This window comes from Pseudoalteromonas luteoviolacea (assembly GCF_021654285.1).
Classification (GTDB): Bacteria; Pseudomonadota; Gammaproteobacteria; order Enterobacterales; family Alteromonadaceae; genus Pseudoalteromonas; species Pseudoalteromonas luteoviolacea_J.
Map to the genome: position 1 here is coordinate 20,500 of NZ_JAKFZS010000028.1, position 24,708 is coordinate 45,207.

At 42.2% G+C, this 24,708-nt stretch carries 24 protein-coding genes; 6 read left to right on the forward strand and 18 right to left on the reverse strand.

Annotated features, from left to right (window positions below; genetic code table 11):
• Positions 1-6: 6 nt before the first annotated feature.
• The 9 genes from atpF to mioC all read right to left on the reverse strand — a co-directional run bounded on the left by atpF (position 7) and on the right by mioC (position 7,370).
• Positions 7-477 (reverse strand): F0F1 ATP synthase subunit B, encoded by a 471-nt coding sequence (atpF, locus tag L1077_RS21265; RefSeq protein ID WP_046357200.1) that lies wholly within the window; start codon positions 475-477, stop codon positions 7-9.
• A gap of 51 nt (positions 478-528) precedes the next feature.
• Positions 529-762: a F0F1 ATP synthase subunit C gene (atpE, locus tag L1077_RS21270; RefSeq protein WP_023400939.1), complete on the reverse strand. Its 234-nt coding sequence runs from the start codon at positions 760-762 to the stop codon at positions 529-531.
• Positions 763-828: 66 nt separating this feature from the next.
• Complete coding sequence (gene atpB / locus L1077_RS21275; protein ID WP_237138892.1) at positions 829-1,689, reverse strand: F0F1 ATP synthase subunit A; 861 nt, start codon at positions 1,687-1,689, stop codon at positions 829-831.
• A gap of 15 nt (positions 1,690-1,704) precedes the next feature.
• On the reverse strand, positions 1,705-2,085 hold the full coding sequence (locus L1077_RS21280; protein WP_063360164.1) for an ATP synthase subunit I: 381 nt from the start codon (positions 2,083-2,085) through the stop codon (positions 1,705-1,707).
• A gap of 138 nt (positions 2,086-2,223) precedes the next feature.
• A complete protein-coding gene (locus tag L1077_RS21285) occupies positions 2,224-3,168 on the reverse strand; it encodes a ParB/RepB/Spo0J family partition protein (RefSeq protein WP_237138893.1) in 945 nt (314 codons plus the stop codon).
• Positions 3,169-3,183: 15 nt separating this feature from the next.
• Positions 3,184-3,969: a ParA family protein gene (locus L1077_RS21290; protein WP_063360162.1), complete on the reverse strand. Its 786-nt coding sequence runs from the start codon at positions 3,967-3,969 to the stop codon at positions 3,184-3,186.
• A gap of 13 nt (positions 3,970-3,982) precedes the next feature.
• Entirely contained in the window at positions 3,983-4,603 is a 621-nt protein-coding gene (gene rsmG, locus L1077_RS21295; RefSeq protein ID WP_237138894.1) for a 16S rRNA (guanine(527)-N(7))-methyltransferase RsmG, read from the reverse strand.
• Between the two features lie 15 nt (positions 4,604-4,618).
• Positions 4,619-6,508: a tRNA uridine-5-carboxymethylaminomethyl(34) synthesis enzyme MnmG gene (mnmG, locus tag L1077_RS21300; RefSeq protein WP_237138895.1), complete on the reverse strand. Its 1,890-nt coding sequence runs from the start codon at positions 6,506-6,508 to the stop codon at positions 4,619-4,621.
• Between the two features lie 415 nt (positions 6,509-6,923).
• On the reverse strand, positions 6,924-7,370 hold the full coding sequence (gene mioC, locus L1077_RS21305; RefSeq protein ID WP_063360159.1) for an FMN-binding protein MioC: 447 nt from the start codon (positions 7,368-7,370) through the stop codon (positions 6,924-6,926).
• An 837-nt stretch (positions 7,371-8,207) separates the two neighbouring features.
• Here mioC and L1077_RS21310 point away from each other — a divergent pair.
• Complete coding sequence (locus tag L1077_RS21310; protein ID WP_237138896.1) at positions 8,208-9,083, forward strand: EamA family transporter; 876 nt, start codon at positions 8,208-8,210, stop codon at positions 9,081-9,083.
• Positions 9,084-9,152: 69 nt separating this feature from the next.
• Here the strand turns inward: L1077_RS21310 and mnmE are convergent, their stop codons facing one another.
• Positions 9,153-10,517, reverse strand: coding sequence for a tRNA uridine-5-carboxymethylaminomethyl(34) synthesis GTPase MnmE (mnmE, locus tag L1077_RS21315; RefSeq protein WP_063360172.1), 1,365 nt, complete (start codon positions 10,515-10,517; stop codon positions 9,153-9,155).
• Between the two features lie 125 nt (positions 10,518-10,642).
• Between mnmE and L1077_RS21320 the strand changes: the two genes are divergently transcribed.
• Positions 10,643-12,814, forward strand: coding sequence for a winged helix-turn-helix domain-containing protein (locus L1077_RS21320; protein ID WP_237138897.1), 2,172 nt, complete (start codon positions 10,643-10,645; stop codon positions 12,812-12,814).
• Between the two features lie 9 nt (positions 12,815-12,823).
• Here the strand turns inward: L1077_RS21320 and L1077_RS21325 are convergent, their stop codons facing one another.
• From L1077_RS21325 to rpmH, 8 genes are all read right to left on the reverse strand, one after another.
• Positions 12,824-13,555: a TlpA family protein disulfide reductase gene (locus L1077_RS21325; protein WP_237138898.1), complete on the reverse strand. Its 732-nt coding sequence runs from the start codon at positions 13,553-13,555 to the stop codon at positions 12,824-12,826.
• Positions 13,555-14,013, reverse strand: a complete 459-nt coding sequence (locus L1077_RS21330; protein WP_237138899.1) for a TlpA family protein disulfide reductase — start codon at positions 14,011-14,013, stop codon at positions 13,555-13,557. Before L1077_RS21330 ends, L1077_RS21325 begins: the two co-directional genes overlap by 1 nt.
• Positions 14,014-14,032: 19 nt before the next feature.
• Positions 14,033-14,701: a cytochrome c biogenesis protein CcdA gene (locus L1077_RS21335; protein ID WP_237138900.1), complete on the reverse strand. Its 669-nt coding sequence runs from the start codon at positions 14,699-14,701 to the stop codon at positions 14,033-14,035.
• Between the two features lie 126 nt (positions 14,702-14,827).
• Positions 14,828-15,010 (reverse strand): hypothetical protein, encoded by a 183-nt coding sequence (locus tag L1077_RS21340; protein ID WP_237138901.1) that lies wholly within the window; start codon positions 15,008-15,010, stop codon positions 14,828-14,830.
• A gap of 299 nt (positions 15,011-15,309) precedes the next feature.
• On the reverse strand, positions 15,310-16,941 hold the full coding sequence (gene yidC / locus L1077_RS21345; RefSeq protein WP_237138902.1) for a membrane protein insertase YidC: 1,632 nt from the start codon (positions 16,939-16,941) through the stop codon (positions 15,310-15,312).
• Positions 16,942-16,949: 8 nt separating this feature from the next.
• Entirely contained in the window at positions 16,950-17,174 is a 225-nt protein-coding gene (gene yidD / locus L1077_RS21350; protein WP_237138927.1) for a membrane protein insertion efficiency factor YidD, read from the reverse strand.
• A 188-nt stretch (positions 17,175-17,362) separates the two neighbouring features.
• On the reverse strand, positions 17,363-17,776 hold the full coding sequence (gene rnpA / locus L1077_RS21355) for a ribonuclease P protein component (protein WP_046357211.1): 414 nt from the start codon (positions 17,774-17,776) through the stop codon (positions 17,363-17,365).
• Positions 17,777-17,782: 6 nt separating this feature from the next.
• Positions 17,783-17,917: a 50S ribosomal protein L34 gene (rpmH, locus tag L1077_RS21360; protein ID WP_005492430.1), complete on the reverse strand. Its 135-nt coding sequence runs from the start codon at positions 17,915-17,917 to the stop codon at positions 17,783-17,785.
• A 695-nt stretch (positions 17,918-18,612) separates the two neighbouring features.
• On the opposite strand from rpmH, the gene dnaA reads away from it, so the two are divergent.
• From dnaA to gyrB, 4 genes are read left to right on the forward strand one after another with little or no spacing between them, the layout of a single operon-like run.
• Entirely contained in the window at positions 18,613-20,022 is a 1,410-nt protein-coding gene (dnaA, locus tag L1077_RS21365; RefSeq protein WP_237138903.1) for a chromosomal replication initiator protein DnaA, read from the forward strand.
• A gap of 10 nt (positions 20,023-20,032) precedes the next feature.
• A complete protein-coding gene (gene dnaN / locus L1077_RS21370; RefSeq protein WP_063360152.1) occupies positions 20,033-21,136 on the forward strand; it encodes a DNA polymerase III subunit beta in 1,104 nt (367 codons plus the stop codon).
• A 10-nt stretch (positions 21,137-21,146) separates the two neighbouring features.
• Entirely contained in the window at positions 21,147-22,235 is a 1,089-nt protein-coding gene (recF, locus tag L1077_RS21375; RefSeq protein WP_237138904.1) for a DNA replication/repair protein RecF, read from the forward strand.
• Positions 22,236-22,247: 12 nt separating this feature from the next.
• Entirely contained in the window at positions 22,248-24,665 is a 2,418-nt protein-coding gene (gene gyrB / locus L1077_RS21380) for a DNA topoisomerase (ATP-hydrolyzing) subunit B (RefSeq protein WP_063360150.1), read from the forward strand.
• Positions 24,666-24,708: the final 43 nt, after the last annotated feature.

Here is a 24,708-nt window from a genome sequence, read left to right on the forward strand (position 1 = left end):
TCCTAATTAAAGCTCAGCAACTAGCTTATCAACGATATCGCTATGTGCGTCTTGATTGATTTCACGCTCTAAAATCTTTTCAGCGCCAACCACGGCAAGCGTTGCTACTTGAGTACGTAGCTCTTCTTTTACGCGGTTACGCTCTGTTTCGATATCAGAGTGTCCTTGAGCAATAATCTTCTCACGCTCTTGTTGACCACGAGTTGTCTCTTCGTCAACGATAAGCGCAGCACGCTTTTTAGCTTGCTCAATGATTTCAGCCGCTTGAGTCTTTGCTTCTTTAAGCTGCTCAGCAGCTTGTTCACGCGCTTGCTCAAGATCTTTTTCAGCTTTATCAGAGGCAGCTAAACCATCTTCAATTTTCTTCTGGCGAGCTTCAATTGCACCATTTAGCGGTGGCCATACGTACTTCATACAGAAAAGTACGAACACCGTAAATGCAATTAATTCACCTATTAGAGTGGCGTTTAAGTTCACGACCGCTCCTCCTTACTTGACAGTTGTTCGATTCAGCTATTGTCTTAAAAATTAAAGCGCGAACAACATGTACATAGCGATACCAACACCGATCATCGCTACCGCATCGATTAGACCAGCTAGGATGAACATTTTAACTTGTAGTGAAGGCGCAAGCTCAGGCTGACGAGCACATGCTTCTAGGAATTTACCACCCATGTTACCGAAGCCGATAGCAGTACCGATTGCACCGAAGCCGATAAGTAAAGCAACAGCGATAAGCTTAAGACCTAATACTAGTTCCATTTTTTTCTCCAAAGTTTCATTTGTAAATTAAAGTTAAAGTTAAAAAAGCTTTTAAAAATTATATTCTTAGTGGCTATCTTTAGCACTTGCCATGCTCAGGTATACGATCGTAAGCATCATAAATACGAATGCCTGTAGAACGATAACTAAGATGTGGAAAGCCGCCCAGATAAAGTGCAGTGGTAACTGCATCAAGCCAATTGCACCGATCAAGATGAAGATCATCTCACCCGCGTACAAGTTACCGAACAAACGTAGTGCTAGCGAGAAAGGCTTAGCAAACAACGCGATAGTTTCAAGTAACAAGTTACAAGGGATAAGGAAAACCATACCAAGCTTGTTTTTAGTGCTGAACGGGTGAAGCGTTAGCTCAGCAATAAAACCACCGATGCCTTTGATTTTAATTGAATAACCGATCATCAGAAGGAATACGCCGATTGCTAATGCAGCCGTCATATTTAAGTCAGTTGTCGGTACAATTTTCATGTATACATCGTGTGAGTCCATACCAAATGCAGTTTCGCCAACAAAGCCAGCAAATGCAGGTAGGAAATCAACAGGAATCAAGTCCATTAAGTTCATTAAGAACACCCAAACAAAGATTGTTAGGGCCAGTGGAGCAATTAACTTGCTGTTACCGTGATAAGTATCGCGTACGTTGTCGCCAACGAACTCAACAACCATCTCAATAAAGCACTGAAATTTGCCAGGTACACCAGTAGTGGATTTTTTAGCGGCGCTTCGGAAGATCCATAAAAAAACCAGACCTAAACCGATTGACCATGCGAGGGTATCTATATGCCATGTCCAGAATCCACTATCCGCACATGCTTTATTGAAGGCAAGACCGGCATCGGTCGAGCACATCTTGGCATTGGTCAAGTGGTGCTGAATATGGCTTGATAGAGTAACTTCTTCTGCAGCCATGTTTTATCCCAAAAGTTAATGATTAAAAAAAATCGGTGCTAGCCACTGCGAGAACATCACTAGTATGTAACAACAGAAAAATGGCAACGCCATGACACTCAAATGTTTAAACGCCAGTGCAAATATGCAAATGGTTAGCAAAAATTTTAATCCTTTGCCTCGTTTTAACGAGTCATACACTTGATTTGCTTTGCTCGCTCCGACAAATCGAAATGAGTACAAGGCAAATACAAGGTTCGGAAACACAATTGCGAGTCCGCCAACCAATGCTGACAGGCTTGCATGGGCTCCCCAACCTACTAAAACTATTACTGCAGCTACTAATGCTACGATACCCTGAAGCAAGACACCTTTTAATGCGGCGCGTCTATACGGGCCAGCTAACGAATGAGTCACTTTATATTAACCTTAATGACGCTAAAATTTATCAGGGTATAAAAACTGGCGAAATTATACTGATTTCTGCTCAATTTGCAACTTGACGCGACGAAATGCAGCATAATTTAAGCGCTCATTTCGTCGCAATTTTGACCTTTAGGAGGGTTGTTGTAAATCTGGGTGGATCCGCCCAAGAATACCGTCTAATTCATCAAGATCAGCATAAGAAATAACCAATTTCCCTTTGCCTTTTTGATTGTAGTTTATCTCTACTTTTGCGCCCAAATTTTCTGCGAGCTGCTGTTCTAACAGTTTGACATCTGGGTCTTTTTCTTTAGTTTCTTTTTTAACCACCGGCTCTTGCATAGCGCGAACCAATTTCTCAGTTTCACGTACCGTCAGGCCTTTTGCTACAGCCGTTCGGGCAGCTTCTGATTGTGCTTCACCTTGCAACGACAATAGGCACCTAGCATGGCCCATTTCAATATCACCATGTTCTAACAAGATTTTCACATCATCATTGAGATTGATTAAACGTAACAAATTAGTCACGGTTGTACGCGATTTGCCGACAGCATCCGCGACTTGCTGGTGGGTTAAATCAAATTCATTGAGCAAACGATCTAAGGCAACCGCTTCTTCCATGGCATTGAGATCTTCACGCTGAATGTTTTCAATCAATGCGATGGCAACCGCCGCATCATCTTCAACATCTTTAATGATACAGGGCACGACATCTAAACCGGCAAGTTGCGATGCGCGCCAACGGCGCTCACCCGCAATAATTTCATATTGTTCAGTAGCCAATTGCCGCACAACGATCGGCTGTAATACGCCCTGTGCACGAATAGAATTCGCTAATTCTTCCAGTGCCTCTTCTGACATATCTTTACGCGGTTGATATTTGCCACGTTGTAGAAACTCAATCGGTAATCGCTGTAACTCTTGCTCAGGTGCTGCAGATGGCTGGCTAACAGGTGCTGATGAAGCCTCAACGTCAGGGGCTTTAGGTGCCTCTGGTTGTGCTGCCTCGGCAGGTGGTTTTGCAGAGCTTAACAATGCATCTAAACCACGCCCTAATCCTCTTTTTTTCACCGACATCTTGTTATTATCCTCTTATGCTACAGCAGCGGCTTGTTTTTCTTGACGACGCAACATTTCTCCTGCTAATGCAAGATACGCTTTTGCACCACTTGATGCGCGATCATAATACATTGCAGGTGCACCAAAACTTGGGGCTTCAGCTAAACGTACATTGCGCGGTATCACCGTTCGGTATACTTTCTCGCCAAAGTGTTGTTTAAGCTGCTCAGAAACATCGTTTGCCAATCGGTTACGAGGATCATACATAGTACGCAAGATCCCTTCAATTTGCAGTTCAGGGTTTACCAGTTTTGATAATTGCGTGATTGTATCCATTAATGCGGTCAAACCTTCAAGCGCGTAGTATTCGCACTGCATCGGTACCATAACGGAGTCAGCCGCGGCCATCGCATTAACGGTCAGCATATTCAAAGACGGCGGGCAATCAATAAAGATAAATTCGTACTCATCTTGCACTGATTCAATAGCATTGCGCAAACGTACTTCACGCGCAAACAATTCCATCAATTTGACTTCAGCTGCCGTCACATCGCCATTAGCTGCAATTAAATGATATTCACCAGATGTGTCTGTGCAGATAACGTCTTTAATCGGCGTTTCTTCAATGAGTAAATCGTAGATGGTGGCTACTTCGCCATATTTATCAACGCCACTACCCATTGTCGCATTGCCCTGCGGGTCTAAATCTATCAGCAGTACTTTTCTTTTGGTTGCCGCCATCGAGGCAGCAAGGTTCACCGCAGTGGTTGTTTTGCCAACACCACCCTTTTGGTTTGCAATTGCAATGACTTTAGCCACAGTATCCTCGAATTTAGTCTTTAGTAAGAATAATTAAATGGCGCTCACCTTCAAGGTTGGGTACCTGCAAGGTGACATTTTGCTCCAAAGAAATTCCTTCAGGCAGACTGTCCAACTCTTCTTGCGGATACATTCCTTTCAGTGCAACGAATCGTCCCGATGAGTCAATTAAATGCGTACACCATTGGACCATATCCTGCAGTGATGCAAACGCACGACTCAATACACCGTCTAATTTAACACTTGGCTGATATTCTTCAACACGAGACTGGACTGGGGTGACATTTTTTAGTCCAAGCGCATGTTTTACTTGGGTTAAAAAACGCACTCTTTTTCCAAGACTATCCAACAGCACAAATTCAGTGTCCGGCAAGGCTATCGCTAAAACGATACCCGGTAATCCAGGGCCCGTACCAACATCGATATAGTGCTTACCATTAAGATGCGGGGCAACCACCAGTGAGTCCAAGATGTGCTTTACCATCATCTCTTTTGGATCACGTACTGAAGTTAGATTGTAAGCTTTATTCCATTTGTCGAGCAGCCCGACATAATCGACAAGCTGCTGTTTTTGATTTTCGGTCAGCGAAATCTCCGTTTCAGCTAACAAAGCATTGAGTTGTTCTAGTAACACAGTTTTCCATCGCTGTTACGCCGACTTGCGCAACAGCCCTTGCTTTTTCAGATACACTAATAATAGCGAAATAGCCGCTGGGGTGATACCAGAAATACGTGAAGCTTGACCAATCGTTTGCGGACGCGCATCAGTGAGCTTAGCCACAACTTCATTTGACAAGCCACTTACTTGGCTATAATCAAACTCAGCAGGCAATAAAGTTTCCTCATGGCGAAGCTGTTTATTTATCTCATCTTGTTGACGCGCAATGTAACCTGCATACTTAGTTTGAATTTCAACCTGTTCTAATGCTTGCCAATTTTCGTGCTCACTGGCCAAGCCATCGATTGTCATCAGTTCACGATAGCTCACCTCAGGTCGACGGATCAGATCCTCTAAACTAGCCTCTCTGGTTAGTGGTGATTTAAGCAGCGCATTAACTTGATCTAACGCTTCGTGATCTTTGTGGATCCAAGTTGAACGTAAACGCTGTGACTCTTGCTCCATGACTTCCAACTTATCATTGTAAGCGGCCCAGCGTTCATCATTGACCAAACCAAGCTCGCGGCCTTTTTCAGTCAAACGCAAATCAGCATTATCTTCACGTAATAACAGGCGGTATTCTGCGCGGCTAGTAAACATACGATACGGTTCTTTTGTACCTAAAGTAGCAAGGTCATCAATTAAAACGCCTGTGTAAGCTTCATCTCGGCGCGGCGTCCAAGCATCTTCACCTTTAACTTGTAATGCAGCGTTCATACCTGCAATTAAGCCTTGTGCACCCGCTTCTTCATAACCCGTAGTGCCGTTAATTTGACCAGCGAAAAATAAACCATTAATAAATTTGGTCTCTAAAGACTGTTTTAAGTCTCTTGGATCGAAGAAATCATATTCAATTGCATAACCTGGTCGGCAAATATGTGCGTTTTCGAATCCTTTAATTGATCTCACAATATCTAATTGGATATCAAAAGGTAAGCTGGTGGAAATACCATTCGGGTATAACTCATAAGACGTTAGCCCTTCAGGTTCAACAAAGATCTGATGTTTTTCTTTGTCAGCAAAACGTACGATTTTATCTTCAATCGATGGACAGTACCTTGGTCCAATCCCTTCGATCACACCTGCATACATTGGTGATCTATGCAGATTTTCACGGATCACATCATGTGTTTTTTCATTTGTGTAAGTGATATAACACGGGATCTGTTGTGGGTGATCAGATTGCTTACCCAAAAATGAAAACACCGGTGTTGGTGTATCACCCGGTTGCTCTTGCATCACTGAAAAATCGACCATTCTTGCATCAATTCGTGGAGGAGTGCCGGTTTTTAGTCGGTCTACACGAAATGGTAATTCACGTAATCGATGCGCTAACGCGATTGAAGGTGGATCCCCTGCTCTTCCGCCTTTGTAATTTTCAAGGCCAATGTGAATTTGCCCACCTAAGAATGTACCTACAGTTAAAACGACTGATTGAGCACTAAAACGTAGCCCCATTTGAGTCACTACGCCTTTTACCTGATCTTGTTCAACAATAAGATCATCACAGCTTTGTTGGAAAATCTTTAAGTTTTCTTGATTTTGCAAAGTATCTTGGATCGCCGCTTTATACAATGCGCGATCTGCCTGTGCTCTAGTTGCTCTGACCGCAGGGCCTTTAGATGAATTCAGAGTTCTAAATTGGATCCCACCCTTATCAATGGCCTGAGCCATTGCACCACCTAGTGCATCAATTTCTTTAACAAGATGTCCTTTACCGATCCCGCCGATCGCTGGGTTACAAGACATTTGGCCTAAAGTGTCCATATTGTGAGTTAACAATAAGGTATTCATACCCATACGAGCTGCGGCTAATGCAGCTTCAGTACCAGCATGACCGCCACCAACCACGATTACGTCAAAATGTTCATGATAAATCATTTACGGGATCCTACTTAAAAACAACCAGCAAATTTCGAAAGGGTGCGTATTCTACCTAGAAAAACGCAGAAGTGAAACGATTAAATTTTAACCTGAACTCAAAATGGATCACTTAAATATATATAAGGATCTTTTTAAAGATCTTTATTGATCTTATATTTAAGCAGAGCCAGATCTGTGTATAAGGTTATATTCCTATTATGATCCATGAGCTTAGGCTGGATCATATAGTGTGAATTAGATCGGATCTAAGGGCGTATAAGCTTTGATCAAAAGGGCTATTTATACACAGGCACAAATCCGATTAAATTTATCCAATGGATAAGTAATACTAGATCAGCAGTTAGATCAAAGGTTATCCACATACGGTGTTTAAAATAACAAACTTTGTGGATAAGTTATGTAGAACTGATCTTTATATATTCTTCTCTATAACCTCACTTAATTGAGGCAGCCATGCCAGTGCCGTATCTTCAGGCAATGCTTCATCTAACACATCAATTTTCAGAGTGGGGATCAGTATCTGCGCACCTTTTTCCACCAGCAGCTTTTCACTGTTTGTTGCCGCATAGTTATAAGTGTCATAACTGGAGTCACCAATACCTATAATTGCAAAGCTGATATGGCTTAGATCTGACGCTTCAGTCAGCTGTGAGATAAAGGGCAATAGATTTTCTGGGTAATCACCTGCGCCATATGTAGAGGTGACAAGCAACCATGTATGGCTATTACACTCTGATAAATCAGGCTGTTCATGTAAATTACAGTTGAAAGATCGTGTATTTAGATCTTCAGCTAATTGTTCAGCGACGTATTCAGCAGAGCCCATTTGGCTACCGATAATGATCTCAATATTGCGCATTATGATTCGTTTTTTAATCTTCTATGCTGGCCATATTAATGTGGATTGATCAGAAGTAAAGCGTTACTTAAGGCTTGGGATAAAATTTTTCAGTGTGATTTGTGTCCTATTGTGAATTGTTTTATATATACTATTGATTAATAATGATTTAATAAATTATTCCTTGGTGCTTTGTGGCTTAGTTTTTGTGGATAAACAGGGGGTAATCAGTGTGGCAATGAGGTGCTGGTATTCTTGATTAATAGGCCGATGCACAAAAAACAGTCTCGTTTTAGTGGGTGTGGATAATTACCCCATGGATAACGATCTTATCGCCTTAGGTGATCTACTTTTTTTGGATCTATAAAATTAGATCTATATAAGTAAATATTCTAAAAAAGTTTTATTTGTCGGTGAGATCCCCTCATTTTGACAGGGTATTCATGTATTGAAGTGATAGATTTCTATCTTTTCCGTCATTTATGGTGTGTATCAGAATATAATCATTTTCATTATGTCCGATACTATTTCGTATATTGGCAGTCTATTTCAGTGATAAGGTGGGCATGTTTTAACGACATTGGTGCACGTAAGCTGCTTTTTGGTGTGGGAGTAGAGAATGCTCATCTTTTGTCTATCAAATTGGATATTGGTTGAGTTATAACCAGTAATAGCAGGCTTTTTAGATGATTTTCTAGTTTACGATGATCGAATGTCATTATAAATCTGTGTAGCTCCGTATAGATTTGGCCTAATAACCAATTGCAATTGTTGCTATTTTGCTCACTGTGTTATTTCGTTAAAACGCTAGCGGTACAATTTGAATCAGTTTGCTGTGCAAAGGATGTGGTGGTATTGATGGATATGAAAAGTGTTGCAATCGCTTTATTGGTTGTCTTTATTTGGGGAGTTAATTTTTCTGCCATTAAATTAGGCTTAGAGCAGTTACCGCCTTTTTTATTTTCCGGTATGCGCTTTCTTATTTGTGCTGTACCTGCTGTTTTCTTTGTGCCTTTCCCAAAGACACCTGTCTATCATGTCATACTTGTTGGTTTATTTTTAGGCGTGATGAAATTTAGTCTGCTGTTTATTGCGATGCAGTCTGATGCATCGGCGGGAATATCTTCACTGTTACTTCAAGCTCAAGTTATCTTTACAGTGATCCTGAGTGTTCTTTTGTTTCGTGAGCGTTTAAATGGCTTTCAATTGTTAGGCATTATTATCGCTTGCAGTGGCTTTTCTCTCTTTTTTGTTACATCAGGCGGTGGTGCGACCTTGTTTGGCGTTGTGCTATTGTTGGGGGCTGCCGTTTTCTGGTCGGTGGCCAATATTGTTATAAAGTATGCGGGTAAGGTTAACTTATTGCATTTTATGGTGTGGGTAAGTCTTATTCCGCCAGTTCCTCTTTTTGCGCTGTCTTATTTATATGAAAGTAATGCTCCAATTACCTTATTGTTAGCCATGACAGAGCAAGCTTGGCTCTCGCTCATGTATGTGGGCTATATCTCTACACTCGTGGCGTTTGCACTTTGGGGATGGTTGATGGTGAATTACCCGAGTGCGAGCGTTGCACCTTTTGCATTACTCATCCCTGTGGTTGGGGTAATTGGCGCGAATTTATTGCTGGGTGAACAATTAAATAAAGTCGAGCTAATTGGGGGAGGGATTATCTTAGTGGGATTGTCTATTTCGGTGCTGGGTAAAACCACTTTTAGCAAGGCATACACCAAGTGAGTGGCAAAATTGCCAGCCCCTTGGTCTGCGGTGTTTAAACGCCATCGCTAAGAGCACATGTGAGATTGGTTACTTACCAATACAGAATGAGCTGAATATCTTACCGAGTAGATCGTCTGAGGTGAACTCACCGGTAATTTCATTGAGGTATTGCTGCGTTAAGCGCAGCTCTTCAGCTAAGATCTCGCCTGCGATATGCATTTCTAGTTGTGTCTGACCGATTTCTAAATGTTCAGCAGCACGCTCTAATGCATCTAAATGGCGGCGGCGAGCCATAAAGCCACCTTCGTTTGCACCAGTAAATCCGATACACGCTTTTAAGTGCTCTCTGAGTATATCAACGCCGGCATTGGCCTGTGCACTGAGTCTTAAAACAGGGTAGTTGCCCTGCTGACATAGTCCTTGTTGTTCTCCGCATAGATCGATTTTGTTGCGAATGACGGTGATATCCATGCCTTTTGGCAGTTTTTCCATAAACTCAGGCCAGATCTTGATCGGATCTGTCTCTAGCGTCTCCGTGCCATCGACCATAAATAGCACGTGATCGGCACCACTGATCTCTTCCCATGCGCGCTCAATACCAATTTGCTCGACTTTATCTGGGCTCTCACGTAGGCCCGCTGTATCAATAATATGCAGTGGCATGCCATCGATATGAATATGTTCTCGCAGAACATCGCGTGTAGTGCCTGCAATATCAGTGACAATCGCGGCTTCTCGACCAGCTAAGGCATTCAGTAGTGAGGATTTCCCTGCGTTTGGGCGACCCGCGATAACAACACGCATACCTTCACGCATAATGCTGCCTTGCTTGGCTTGTTGTCTAACTTCAGCAAGCTGATCTATGATCGCTTGTAAGTCACCAGACACTTTGCCATCAGATAAAAAGTCGATTTCTTCGTCTGGGAAATCAATGGCTGCTTCAACATACATACGTAAGTGGATCACTTGTTCCACCAGCACATTAATGTGCTTTGAAAAGTCGCCTTGTAAAGAGTGTAGGGCGCTTTTCGCTGCTTGCTCACTGGTTGCATTGATAAGATCTGCAATGGCCTCGGCTTGGGTAAGATCGAGCTTATCATTCATAAATGCACGCTCTGAAAACTCTCCAGGTTTTGCCAATCTTACTCCGTCAATTTGGCTGATCTCTTTGAGCAGCATGTCAATGACAACTGGCCCACCGTGGCCTTGGAGTTCTAGTACATCTTCGCCGGTAAAAGAGTTTGGGCCTTGGAAAAATAGCGCAATACCTTGATCAAGCTGTTCACCAGCTAAAGTATTAAAAGGTAAGTATTCGGCATATCGCGTTTTTGGGCATTTACCTAATATTTTTTCAGCAACTTGTTTGGCACCCGTGCCTGAAATTCGGATGATGCCGACACCACCACGACCTGGGGCGGTTGCCTGAGCTGCTATTGTATCTTGTGCAATCATGATGGCTCTTGCTAAATGAATGTATTCTGAGCTTAATTGTACAGCAAATGGCATTTCTCAGGTATAGTGGAAGTTAATCAATAGAGTCAATTACGCAAGATGTAGAGATAAGGAAACTCTGAGCCGTGTTGTTATTTGGTCCATTTCGTTTTGATGCTGAGCGCTTGGTTTTATACATAGGGCAATCGCAGCAGCTTCTTCGTCCTAAAGTCTTACAGTTACTGGCTTACTTTCTAGCGCATCCCAATCAAGTCATTAAACGTGAAACCTTATTGAGCGCATTTTGGCAGCACGGTGAATACCGAGAAGCCGCACTGACACAGAGTATCAATGAATTACGCCAAGCATTGGGCGATAACGCGCAAAGTCCTATTTATATTCGAACGCGACCACAACAAGGCTATCAGTGGATCTGTGAGGTGCACGCCGAAAAATGCGCAAAAAAACGTGCCAAGCAAATAGGCGTGGCACTGAGCCTCGCTGCTGTCTTGTTATTTGCGGTGGGCAAAATGCACGCTATCTGGCCACTATCATCCAATGAGCAAATTCAGCAAAAACCGGCCTTATTGATTTTACCTTTGCAAAATGAAACGGGAGTCGAGGCCAACGCGTGGTGGGGCTACGCCATCGAAAGCGAATTAAAAGCACAGCTACAACACCACTATCAATTAAAACCAAAAAACCAAGCCCCTGAGCTGCTTAAGCTACCAACAGAGAAACAGCCACATACATTAACGCTCACTCTGAAACCGAGACAGCAACGACTTGTCCTGCAAGCCAGCCTAGATGGGCGAACAACAGATGTCATTGTCGAGCAGTTAGGGCATAACTTCAGTGAAATTGCCACACGTATGCTACTGGCTTTAGAAGTGACGTCCGATCATGAAAATAAAACAGCTGCGCCTGTAAAAGATCTCAGTGATTACTATCGTGGTTTACAAGCACTGAACGAGTATGGCCCTGAGCTTGCGAGGTCGTATTTTGAGGCGGCTTTAGTGCGTGTACCTGAGCATTTACCTTCACAATTAGAGTTGGCGCAGATAGCTTGGCAGCAAGGGGATGTAACGCAGGCGAAAGTACGCTTTGATAAGATCACATTGGGTGACGCACCGGATGGGCTACAAGCTCGTTATCATCTGTATAAAGGGAAATTTGAAAAGGCATTGGGGGAGTTTGAAGCGGCGCTCAATAGTGCAGAGCTTGGACTGAGAGCGGCACAACAAAGCCAACAAATAGAACTGATCGCCAGTGCTTATCAACTGCAAGCTGATATTTATTGGCATACTTTGCAATGGCAAGATTACACCTTGGCGATGAACGCTGCTTATGCACTCATAGGTAGTCGCTCTTTTGCTTACAGTGAAGCACAACGCTCATTTTATCTTGCAAACCCACCAGCTGCCGGCCCACAGGAAAAAAATCACCTTAACCTAGTACAAAGTAAAAAAGTACTGAGTCAGGCCATAGACTACTATCGACAGATCTCTGCAAACTTAGAATTGGCAACCAGCTTATTTGCGTATGGGCAAAATTATTTAGTACCAGTGAGTGAAGGGGAGCAGAGTTTATTAGAGGCGCTGGATATTGTTGCTGATAGTGGCAATGAATATTTTAAAGTGCAAGTACTCACTTATTTGGGGTTTTATTATATTCAGCTTCATCAGGGTGAAAAAGCCTTATATTATCTAGATCAAGTGCAAATACATGAGTCTTTTTTACCGGCCACTGAGCAACTTCAGTTACTCAAGGCGATGGCGTGGATGGATATCGGCTTGGTGAAAAACGATCAAAACGCATTAGATAGTGCAAAGCGGCAATATCACCAACTACTTGAGACTGACTATATCTCACCACTGACGCGTGCAAACATGCAACTTATGCTGGCTTGGATTGGGTTAAAGGAGGGGGAGTTAGAGACAGCTCAAACGTTGACTGAACAGGCTTTACTGGCATATCAACGCTTTGAATTGGCTGATGTGGCGATTTATGCTGCGTATACAAAGATGTATATACATCTTAAACAAGGTCAACCAGAGCAGGCATTAGCGCTCGCAGATAGCGATAATACCGATGCGCATCTCATGCTATTTTATACCTCAGCGGCAGCTCAGATGATAAATAACGAGTCTCTTGCTGCACACTCCAAAGCGAAGTTGAGTACACTCAGAAACAGTGATGGTTTATTGCAGCAATTGGATGAGTTTACACGTTTAGTAGGGCACACAGATAAAAGTATTTTGGACTTGTTGGATGCGCCCTACAGTGTTTATTGTCAAAGTAAATGGATTTTAGAGTAATTAGGTGACTTATCGCGGCACATTGGTGCCTCGATAGAGGGGGTCCCCCTTATTATCTAACAAAATCCAATAGGGAAGTTCAGTGATTTGATACTGTTCAAATAACTGATTATGGGTATCAAAGACAATATCGTGCTTCACCCCAAAGCGCTTTTGGTAATTGAGTGCACTTTGCTTGTCTACATAAAATGGCTTTATCACCGTAAGCACATTCTTATTGTGTTGAGCGAGCTGATTATTTTGCTCAATGCGTTTTTCACAATCGGGAATATGCTGAAATGGACAGAGGCTGTCACTGAAAAATAGTACCTGATACTGTTGGTGTATCAATGTTTTGGAAAGACTTTTGCCCGATAATGTCTGTAACGGCACCTTGGTATTTGAAGTGGCTTCTGATGGTTCACTACTAATTAGTGCTTCTTTTAAGACCACACGTCCCTCGCTTACAACAACCCTTGTCGGGGTCTTGCGGACTTGAAATTTAAACATCAGTTGATTGTTGTGATCGATGCGGATCCCCTTAAATGTGGGGTAGGCTGTAACAAACTGCGCTAAGCTAGGCCTATCAATATTGATATCTGGCTGGATAAAAATGCGCTTTCCTAATGGTTTTGGTAATTTGGTGGATTGGTAATATTCATCCCAGATGTTGATAAATACATATTCGGTGGCTGTTGCATGTGCTTTGCAAGTTACCATAAATAAGGCTAATACTAGGCCAAGTTTTACTTGTATATACATTATTTTCTTCCTTGTAATTCAGTCAGTTTACTTGCTAGTTCATCGGTAAATAGCGCACTGCGATAAAGCTCATTTCCTGAGCCATCTAATAAAATATGTTGCGGCGTGCCCAATACCGCATATTGGCGTGTGATACTACCGTCGCTGTCAAAGACAGTAGGAAAGCGGTAGCCATGTTTTTTCAGGTAATTCGTGATGCTGCGCTTGTTTTGATTGAACCCAATATTGACGGAAATGACTTGATACCCCGTATTGGCTTGTTGATAGCTCTGTTCAAGTAATGGCATTTCTTCTATACAGTAGGCGCACCAAGTGGCCCAAAACTTCAAATAAGTCACCTGACCTTGGCTTGAAATCGCTTGTCCATCTAGCGTATTAGCTAACAAAGGCGGGTAGGTGTTGGCGTAAATGTTGGTATGTACACCGAGTAAGATGAGTAGAGGTGCTAAAGACTTCATAATGGGTTCCTTGTGGTTACTATAGCCAGCTTTTACCAGCCTGAATAAGAAAATATTGCGCCATGATTAAGAGCATGAGTGCGGTGAGGTTATTAATGTGAGCCAGCCACTTCCCTGATTTAGGCAGAGCTGCGAGTAGTCTTGCACTGGTGCCAGCAAGTAGCAGCAATGTACTCATGCCCAGCGCAAAACTAAATAACAGACTGGCACCGAGTAGAGGTTGTTGTGCGGAAGCAACAAATATCAATAATGCGCCTAGAATAGGTGAGGTACATGGCGCGGCGACTAACGCGCTGATCATGCCCATGATCAGGGGTACGGCACTGGTACTTTTTAGCTGAAAGTACTGAGTCGGTAATGTGACTAAGCCTTTATTAATGGCAGCAAAAAGCAGTAAAACATTGGCAAACCCTAATAGGAGGAGAGGATCACTTGCTACTTGACCAAATAGGCTGCCGGTAGTGGCTGCAATAAAGCCCAGCCCTGCATAAATGAATGCAAAACCAATGCAGTACAGTAGGGGGGCAATGCGAGGGTGCTTTTGCTGTGCAAAGGTGGCAACGGTAATTGGTAAAATAGGGTATACACAGGGGGTTAAACTGGTAAGTAGGCCGATAAAAAATACGACTGGGATTTGCCAGCCATTGATGTCAGACGTAGTCAATGCCCCTAAAATCGTTTGCTCCATATGCTTGCTCTTATGATGTCGTGAATGAGCAGTTAGAGTGCACGGGTGTGTTTGTAAGGCCTATCAAAGGGGCATCAAATCGATATCAAAATTTATCAAGTCTATGTTTTATTTGATTTTAAAAAGTTATCTCAGCCCCTTTAATATACCAAGTATATGCTTGGTTTGCTGAATTTGCTCGGTTGGTAAACCATACTGCTGTGCAACGGCTAATTTATCTGACCAAGCTTGGATCTGGTCAATGGGCGTATTGAAGTCTCGTCTCTCTTTTTCAGGAAACAGCTGTGTATGCTTAATCTCAAAGCTCATTTTGGGCGGCTTCATGGGGCGTTATTTTGCCTTCTGATAAAAGCTGTTGAGACAGGGCTATCATTTCATTTGTCGACATTGCATAGGGGTTGTAACGCTGTACAGATGTGTTTGACAGCTGTTTTGTGCTGTTGCTGAGCGTGACTGACTCTTGGCTTTGGTGTTCGGCGCGATTTTGATTTGGCTGGGCATGGTGCGCATTGGGTGTATAAATGGAGGGAGTTGAGATGAGCGAAATAGTTGTATGTACAAGATCAAAAACGCCCGCAGCAGCGGACGTTTTTTAATGCGATTACGCGTTAGTCGCGTACTTTGATGCCTTTTTTCTCCATGCCACGGTAGATGATAAGCATCTGTGCAATAGAGATGATATTTGACACTAACCAGTAAAGTACTAGACCTGATGGGAACCAGATGAAGAATATAGAAAATGCGACTGGCATATATGTCATCATTTTCTGCTGCATTGGATCTGTGATGGTCATCGGTTGTAGTTTTTGTGTTAGGAACATACTCGCACCAAATAGAATCGGTAGCACGTAGTATGGGTCCATCGCTGATAAGTCAGTTAGCCACAAGCCAAACTCAGCGTGACGTAATTCTGTGGACTCTAGGAATACATAGAATAGCGCTAAGAAGATAGGCATTTGCAGTAATAGTGGGAAACAGCCACCCATAGGGTTCACTTTTTCTTTGCGGTACATTTCCATCGTGGCTTGACCGAACTTCTGACGGTCGTCACCGTAGCGCTCTTTCAATTGCTGCATCTTTGGCTGTAATGCACGCATTTTTGCCATTGATGTGTACTGTGCTTTTGTCAGCGGGTAAAGGATAGTTTTCACGATCACGGTAATACCGATGATAGCTAGACCCCAGTTGCCTAAAATACCGTACAAGAACTTCAATAGCACTAATAGCGGCTGAGAAATAAACCACAACCAGCCATAGTCAACTGTTAGGTCTAAATCTTTATGTAGTGCTTCTAGTGCGTCAGTATCTTTTGGACCCATATAATAAATGGCCGATAACTTGGCGTCTGAGTTAGCCTGAATATTTACCGGCTCACCCTTAGCACCAATGATACCCTGGTTATTTCTCAGAGAGGTGTAAATAGTATTGTTAGTCTCTTTTTGTGGTACCCACGCACTGACAAAATAGTGCTGGATAAACGCAACATAACCACCTTGGGTATTTTTGTTAAGGTTTGCTTCGCGCATTTCGTCAAAAGCATACTTTTCATAAGGCTCATCTTGTGTGCCATACGCTGTCCCCAAATACGTTTGAGTCATGATACTGTCTTTGTCTTGTGCTGTACGCTTGATTTGCGTGTACAGTTGAACTTGGACAGGGTTTTCTGTTGCGTTGACCACATCATATTCTAGCGCAACGTCATATTGACCTGCTTTGAATACAAATGTTTTTGTAAATTGAACGCCTTTTTTGTCAACAAACGTCAGCGGAACACGCAGTTCATCACCTGATAGGGTATATGACTTTTGTTCGCTTGAATAAACAGGGCGACCTTCACTTGATGCATCTGGACCATTTAGGCCGATAAGGCCACTTTGTGAAATATATTGTTTCCCTTCAAATTCACCAAGTAGTAAGTAAGGTATATCGCTACCATGCGTTTCAGCATGTTGAAGTAGTTTGGCTTCAACAATGTCACCACCTTTTGTATCGATTTTAACATCAAGTACATCCGTTGTTACGGTAATAACAGAACGGATTGCTTGAGTTTGCGCAACCGGTACGTCCGCTTCGCTAGAAGTCGGAATATCCGCTTGGTCGTTATTTGAAGGTGAAGTGGCCACTTGTGTGACTGCACTGGTCTCGGCTTTGCTTTGAGCTTGTTCCTCTTGCCATTCACTGAATAGCAAAAAAGAGACTAAAAGCAATCCGATCAATAAAAACGTGCGTTGCGATTCCATAACAGCTCTTATTTCTCGTGTTGTTTATCTTGATTCGATTTTTCAGGGACGGGGTCATCCCCACCTGCGCTTAAAGGGTGACATTTTAATATGCGTTTAACCGCTAACCAACTCCCTTTTGCAATTCCGTGTAAATTAATTGCCTGAATTGCATAATTTGAGCATGTTGGATTAAATCGGCAATGTGGTCCAAGCATGGGACTGATAAATTTTTGATAGGCTTTAATAAGCATGATCAAAAATAGACGTATTACCGAAAGCGGATAATCCACCAATCGTTTACACTCACTTTGGGTCTTCGAGGCGTGTTTCATAGTCGCGAGGTAGACTCGATAATTGAGTGATTAAAAGGTGAGCTAACCTTACCTTAATTCACTTAAAATAGCCATGTTAGGACGGATATAGAAGTATAAAAGCGCCGTTATTTTTTCGGCTTTTTATTGGTAGGGCGTTTTTTATGGTGTTTAGGTTTTGGAGCACCCGGCTTACAACGTTCGTTAATTTTGCGCCAAAGCTTATTTAATTGCTTTGTAAGCTCTTCATTGCTTTGCTCATCCACACCTGTTTTGACCATCAAAACGATATCGATGTTATCTAGCTTATGCCTATTTAGACGAAAACTTTCTCTGGCAAGGCGTTTAATGCGATTACGTTGACAGGCTTTTTTACAACGTTTTTTAGCAACGGTTAATCCAAGACGTGGGTGACCTACATCATTAGGTTTTGCTAATAGTGTAAAAACAGGGGTAGCTGCACGAGCAGGCTCTTGAAATATGCGGGAGTAATGCGAGGGAGTTAACAGACGTAACTCCCTGCTGAAGCCTAAACCTTCCACTTAATATTAAGCAGAAAGCTCTTTACGGCCTTTAGCACGACGACGTGCTAGTACTTTACGGCCATTTTTAGTAGCCATGCGAGCACGGAAACCGTGAGTACGCTTGCGTTTAAGTACGCTTGGTTGAAAAGTTCTTTTCATAACTAATCCATCCGATCGGTTAAAGTTAAAACATCCTATGCAGGTCGCGATCCTGGCACAGGTGCCATTGCGAGCGCGAGATATTAAAGCCGACGCGCATGAAAGTCAATCATAATTGTTATGGTAGGCTTAATTTATAGGCAATCTGGTGCAAAATTGATAGAAAAGCGTTTTATTTACCCAAATAAGGTAATTTATTTTATGCTTTCTATATATAGAGAAGGAAATGCCATTGTCTTTGCTTATATATGAAGGATCAACTTTTGTGATCTATCTATATAAGATCGAGATCTTAGCTGTGGATCAAGTTGTTTGATCTTGGGCGGGTTTTCCACAGAGCTTGGGCGCAAATTGCAAACAACCTTTGGAAAACTTAAATTGATCGTAATTTTATGGTGAGATCTTGCTCTTTTTTTGATAAGATCTTTTCAAATAAGTGAAATTAAAAACTCATAAAAAACAGTTGTTTATCTTTTTTGTTTGGTGAGATCTTAATTTTTTTAAAAGTCAATATTGATGTTGTGGATAAGATCCCTTCATAATACCCGGCTTCCACCTGTGAATAATTGATAATATACAAACATTTCCGTAGATCTCTGAGTTAGCTGTGAATAACTCTGTTGGTTATTTTGTGAATGCACATTAAAAACCAACCCTATTGATGTACGGGAATAATAACTATTTCGGAGTGCAATGTGTATCTGTCGGTTTGGCAAAGTTGTTTATATGTTTTGCAAGATGAATTGCCGTCGCAGCAATTCAATATGTGGGTTAGGCCACTACAAGCAGAAAGTACCGAAGATACTTTAACCATCTATGCACCTAATCGTTTTGTGTTAGATTGGGTTCGAGAAAAGTACTTAAATCGAATTAATGAACTACTGATTGAAATCTGTGGTGATGAAGCACCAGAGTTACGTTTTGATGTTGGTAGTAAACCGATAGCGCAAGTTCAGCCGCAAGTATCTGCAGATTCATCTATTGGTGATACGCATGCGCCTACAACATCGCATGTGTCATCAAAAAGTGTTGTGCAGGCACCTGCTAATGATGTAAAAGTTGAACCCGCTCCGAAATCTAGCGTTAAATCTAATATCAAAGAAAACTATACCTTTGATAATTTTGTTGAAGGTAAATCTAACCAGTTAGCAAAAGCTGCTGCAACTCAAGTTGCAGATAACCCAGGTTCTGCATTTAACCCTGTATTTATTTATGGTGGTACTGGCTTAGGTAAAACACACCTTTTACACGCTGTCGGTAATGGCATTATTGATAAAAAGCCAGATGCAAAAATCGTTTATATGCACTCAGAGCGTTTTGTGCAAGATATGGTAAAAGCACTGCAAAACAACGCGATTGAAGAGTTTAAACGTTACTACCGCAGTGTTGATGCGCTGATGATTGATGACATTCAATTTTTTGCTAATAAAGAGCGCTCTCAAGAGGAGTTCTTTCATACCTTTAATGCGCTGCTAGAGGGCAATCAACAGATTATTTTGACATCCGATCGCTACCCGAAAGAAATTGAAGGAGTTGAGGATAGATTGAAATCGCGTTTTGGTTGGGGTCTAACCATCGCGATTGAGCCACCAGAGCTTGAAACGCGAGTTGCGATTTTGATGAAAAAGGCGCAGCAAAGTAACATTAACTTACCACATGAGGTTGCATTTTTTATCGCGAAAAAATTGCGTTCGAATGTACGTGAGTTAGAAGGTGCGTTGAACCGCGTTATCGCAAATGCGAACTTTACAGGTCGTCCAATCTCCATTGAGTTTGTCAAAGAGGCGTTACGAGACTTGTTAGCACTGCAAGATAAGTTGGTAACGATCGACAATATTCAACGTACAGTCGCTGAGTACTATCGTATTCGTGTGTCTGATTTATTGTCTAAGCGACGCAGTCGGTCTGTTGCACGTCCTAGACAAGTTGCTATGGCATTGTCAAAAGAATTGACTAACCATAGTTTACCTGAAATAGGCGATGCATTTGGTGGTAGAGATCACACCACCGTATTGCACGCATGCCGTAAGGTAAAAGAACTTCGTGAGGAAAGTCACGAAGTAAAAGAAGATTATCAAAACTTGATCAGAACATTGTCATCTTAAGGGTTGAGTGATGCAAATAACGATAGTAAGAGAACAATTTTTAAAGCCGTTAATGCAGGTGTCTGGTGCTATAGAGCGCAAACACACCCTTCCTATTTTGTCGAATGTGCATTTAGAAGTAAAAAATGGTGTGCTGTCGATGACTGGCACTGACTTAGAAATTGAGTTGGTTGCATCTGTAACGCTCGACAATGATACCGCAGACACCAAGCTCACACTGCCTGCTAAAAAACTATTAGATATCTGTAAGAGTCTGCCTGATAATTCAGACTTACACTTTAGCACGCAAGAACATCAAGTTTTGTTGACCAGCGGTAAAAGTCGCTTTTCATTGACGACACTGGCTGCAGAAGATTTTCCTAACTTGGAAGAGTGGCAAGGTGAGGTCGAATTTAAGCTCACGCGTCTAGAGTTACGTAAGCTACTTGAAGCAACGCATTTCTCAATGGCGAACCAAGATGTACGTTATTACTTAAATGGTATGTCTTTTGAGGTGGATGGTAACGAGATTAAAACAGTTGCAACAGATGGCCACCGACTCGCTATCGCACAAAAACAACTTGAGCAATCACTTGGTGCACAACGTCAGCTGATCATTCCTCGTAAAGGGGTGTTAGAGATCATGCGTCTACTTCCTGCGGATGATGAAGAGTTGACTATACAATTTGGTGCGAACCATTTCCGAATTATTGATCAAGAAGTTATCTTCACTAGTAAGCTTGTTGATGGACGTTTCCCTGATTATCGTCGCGTCCTACCTCGAGGTGGCGATAAGCTTGTGACGGCTAATCGTGAGTGGCTACGTAGTGCATTCCAACGCGTATCTATTCTATCAAATGAGAAGTTCCGCGGTGTTAGACTTAACCTAAGCAGTGGTGTGCTGAAGATAAGCGCCAACAACCCTGAACAAGAACAAGCTGAGGAAACGGTAGAAGTAAATTATCAAGGTGATGACCTTGAAGTTGGTTTTAATGTTTCATACTTACTGGATGTGTTAAACACTTTAAAAACAGAAGATGTTCAATTTACATTAGCTGATTCAAATAGCAGTGCTTTGATAGAAGGCAGTGGTGAAGATGATGCTATGTATGTTGTAATGCCAATGCGCCTGTAGAGGGCGCTCAATGAGTTTGACACATATTAGCCTCAATGATTTTCGTAACATTGAGGCAATCTCTCTTTCCCCTTCAAAAGATCTTAATTTAATTTTAGGCCAAAATGGCAGCGGCAAAACCAGTCTGCTTGAAGCCATTTACTTCTTATCTAGTGGCCGCTCTTTTCGCACAAATAAACATAAATTAATGATCCGCAGCAGCCAGGCAAAATGCATTGTTCATGGTAAAAAACAATTACATAACTTGTCTATACCAATTGGTATCAGTAAAGATCAAAGCGGAGATACACAGCTTCGCATTCAAGGGCAAGCAAGTCGCCGCATTGCTGAATTAGCGCAAGTTTTACCTGTGCAAGTTATTACACCTGAAAGTTATGAGTTATTTTTTGGTGGCCCGAAAGAGAGAAGAAAGTTTCTTGATCTAGGTGTGTTCCACGTGGAACATTTATTTTTCGATGTTTGGAAAAGCTTCAATAAAGTCCTTAAACAACGTAACGCGTTATTGAAAACTAAGCCCGCTAATTGTATTGAGCAGATCAAGTTCTGGGACAAGCAATTTATTGAGTTAGCTGAGCAAATAAATATCTATCGAAAAGCGTATATAAGTAGGTTTGAAGGCTATTTTTTTGATAAGATAGGGGGGATTAGCCCTGTTTTTGAAGGCCTTGAAGCTCGCTATGACGCGGGTTGGAAAGGGGAACTAAGTGACGTTCTTCAATCACAGCTCGAGCGTGATCTAAAACTTGGTTATACAAGCCGAGGTCCACATAAAGCGGATTTTAATTTTAAAGTTCATGGTCACAGTGTTGAAGGGATCATGTCTAGAGGACAGCTTAAGTTGTTGCTCTATGCGCTGAAGATCACGCAGAATAACTTAATTGAAAAAGAGACTGAAAAGCAGTCGATATTGCTAATCGATGATTTACCATCTGAACTGAGCTCTGAGACTTTAGGGTGTGTGGCAAAATTACTTGCTATTTGTGACTCCCAATTATTTGTCTCAGCTATCAGTTTGGACAGTTTAACGCCTGTTGTGGAACAGCTTGATAAACATATTGAGATGTTCCACGTGGAACATGGTCGTTTAATAACAAATTAATTGGAATTAACCATGTCTGATAATTATGATTCATCCAGTATTAAAGTACTGAAGGGATTGGACGCAGTAAGAAAGCGTCCAGGAATGTATATCGGCGACACTGATGATGGAACTGGATTACATCACATGGTCTTCGAAGTTGTTGATAACTCAATTGATGAAGCATTAGCTGGATACTGTGACGATATATTCGTGACAATTCATACTGATGGTTCTGTTTCTGTACGCGACAATGGTCGTGGTATACCAACCTCGATTCACCCAGAAGAAGGCGTTTCAGCTGCTGAAGTAATCATGACTGTACTACATGCTGGTGGTAAGTTTGATGATAACTCATATAAAGTATCTGGTGGTCTACACGGTGTAGGTGTTTCTGTTGTTAATGCACTTTCTGAAAAACTACAATTAACTATCCGCCGAGATGGCGAAGTGCATCAACAAAAGTACACTATGGGTGTGCCAGATGCACCTTTAGCAATTATCGGTGAAGCAGAATCAACAGGTACTGAACTGAGATTTTGGCCAAGCCCAGAAACCTTCTCTGATATAAACTTCCACTATGACATTCTTGCGAAGCGTCTTCGTGAACTGTCTTTCCTAAACTCTGGTGTAAGTATTATTCTTACCGATGAGCGTGAAGAAAATAAAAGTGACCACTTCAAATATGAAGGTGGTATCCAAGCGTTTGTTGAATACCTTAACCGTAAAAAAACACCAGTACATCAACATGTTTTCCACTTTACCACTGAGCGTGAAGATGGCATCAGCGTTGAAGTTTCTATGCAGTGGAATGATGGTTTCCAAGAGAACATCTATTGTTTCACGAACAATATTCCACAGCGAGATGGTGGTACTCACCTAGCTGGATTCCGTGCGGCGTTAACAAGAACACTTAACACCTATATGGAAAAAGAGGGCTTTAATAAGAAGAACAAGACCAGTGCAACCGGTGATGATGCGCGTGAAGGTCTAACTGCAGTTGTCAGTGTGAAAGTACCGGATCCGAAGTTCTCGTCTCAGACAAAAGACAAGCTCGTTTCAAGTGAAGTAAAAGGCGCTGTTGAGCAAGCCATGGCTGAGAAGCTGAATGAATTCTTACTTGAAAACCCGCAAGATGCTAAAACAGTTGTAAATAAGATTGTTGATGCTGCAAGAGCACGTGAAGCTGCGCGTAAAGCAAGAGAGATGACACGTCGTAAAGGTGTTATGGACTTAGCTGGCTTACCTGGTAAATTGGCTGACTGCCAAGAAAAAGACCCAGGGTTATCGGAACTATATATAGTGGAGGGTGACTCGGCAGGTGGTTCTGCTAAGCAAGGCCGTAACCGTAAGAACCAAGCGATACTGCCTTTGAAAGGTAAGATCTTAAACGTTGAAAAAGCACGTTTTGATAAAATGTTGTCTTCACAAGAAGTTGCAACACTGATCACCGCGCTTGGCTGTGGCATTGGCCGTGATGAATATGACCCAGAAAAGTTACGTTATCATAGCATCATTATCATGACCGATGCGGACGTGGACGGCTCACACATTCGTACGCTGCTATTGACCTTCTTCTATCGCCAAATGCCAGAAATCATCGAACGTGGTTATGTGTATATTGCTCAGCCACCACTTTATAAAGTGAAAAAAGGTAAGCAAGAGCGTTATATTAAAGATGATCATGCATTGACTGAGTACCTAACAACATTAGCGCTTGATGGCGCAGCACTTTATTCAAACGAAGGGGCTGCTGCTATTGAAGGTAATCGTTTAGAAAACTTGGTACATGATTATCAAAAGACTGTTGATGTAATTGGGCGTTTGCAGCGTAAATACCCAGCTTCCATTATGAATCGTCTTGTTTACCAGCCAGAGCTGACTGAAGCAGACTTAAGTGATGAAGCAAAAGTATCTGCTTGGAGCGAAGCACTTGTTGCTGATCTTATTAAGCATGACGATGATGCGACAATTTTCTCAGCAGCAGTGAGCTATGATGATGAACGTCACATGTATTATCCAGTAGTGAATATTCGTCAGCACGGCGTTGATAAAGCACACACTCTAAGTTATGACTTTATTACTTCTAAAGATTATGCACGCATTGCAAACACAGGTAAGCAAATCGCGCATATCATCGAGGAAGGAGGCTATATCCAGCGCGGTGAGAAGACTCAGCCTGTTAGCAGCTTCGTTGAAGCCCTTGATTGGCTAATCAATGAGTCTAAGCGTGGCTTGTATACACAACGCTATAAAGGATTGGGTGAGATGAACCCAGACCAGTTGTGGGAAACAACCATGGACCCTGATGCTCGTCGTATGCTACGAGTGACTATCGAAGACGCCATTGCAGCAGATCAGCTATTCGCTACATTGATGGGTGACCAAGTCGAACCTCGTCGTGACTTCATTGAGCAGAATGCACTAAGAGTAGTTAACTTAGACGTATAACTCTGCCTCATAGCAAATCCATAAAAAAGGAGGGGAAACCCTC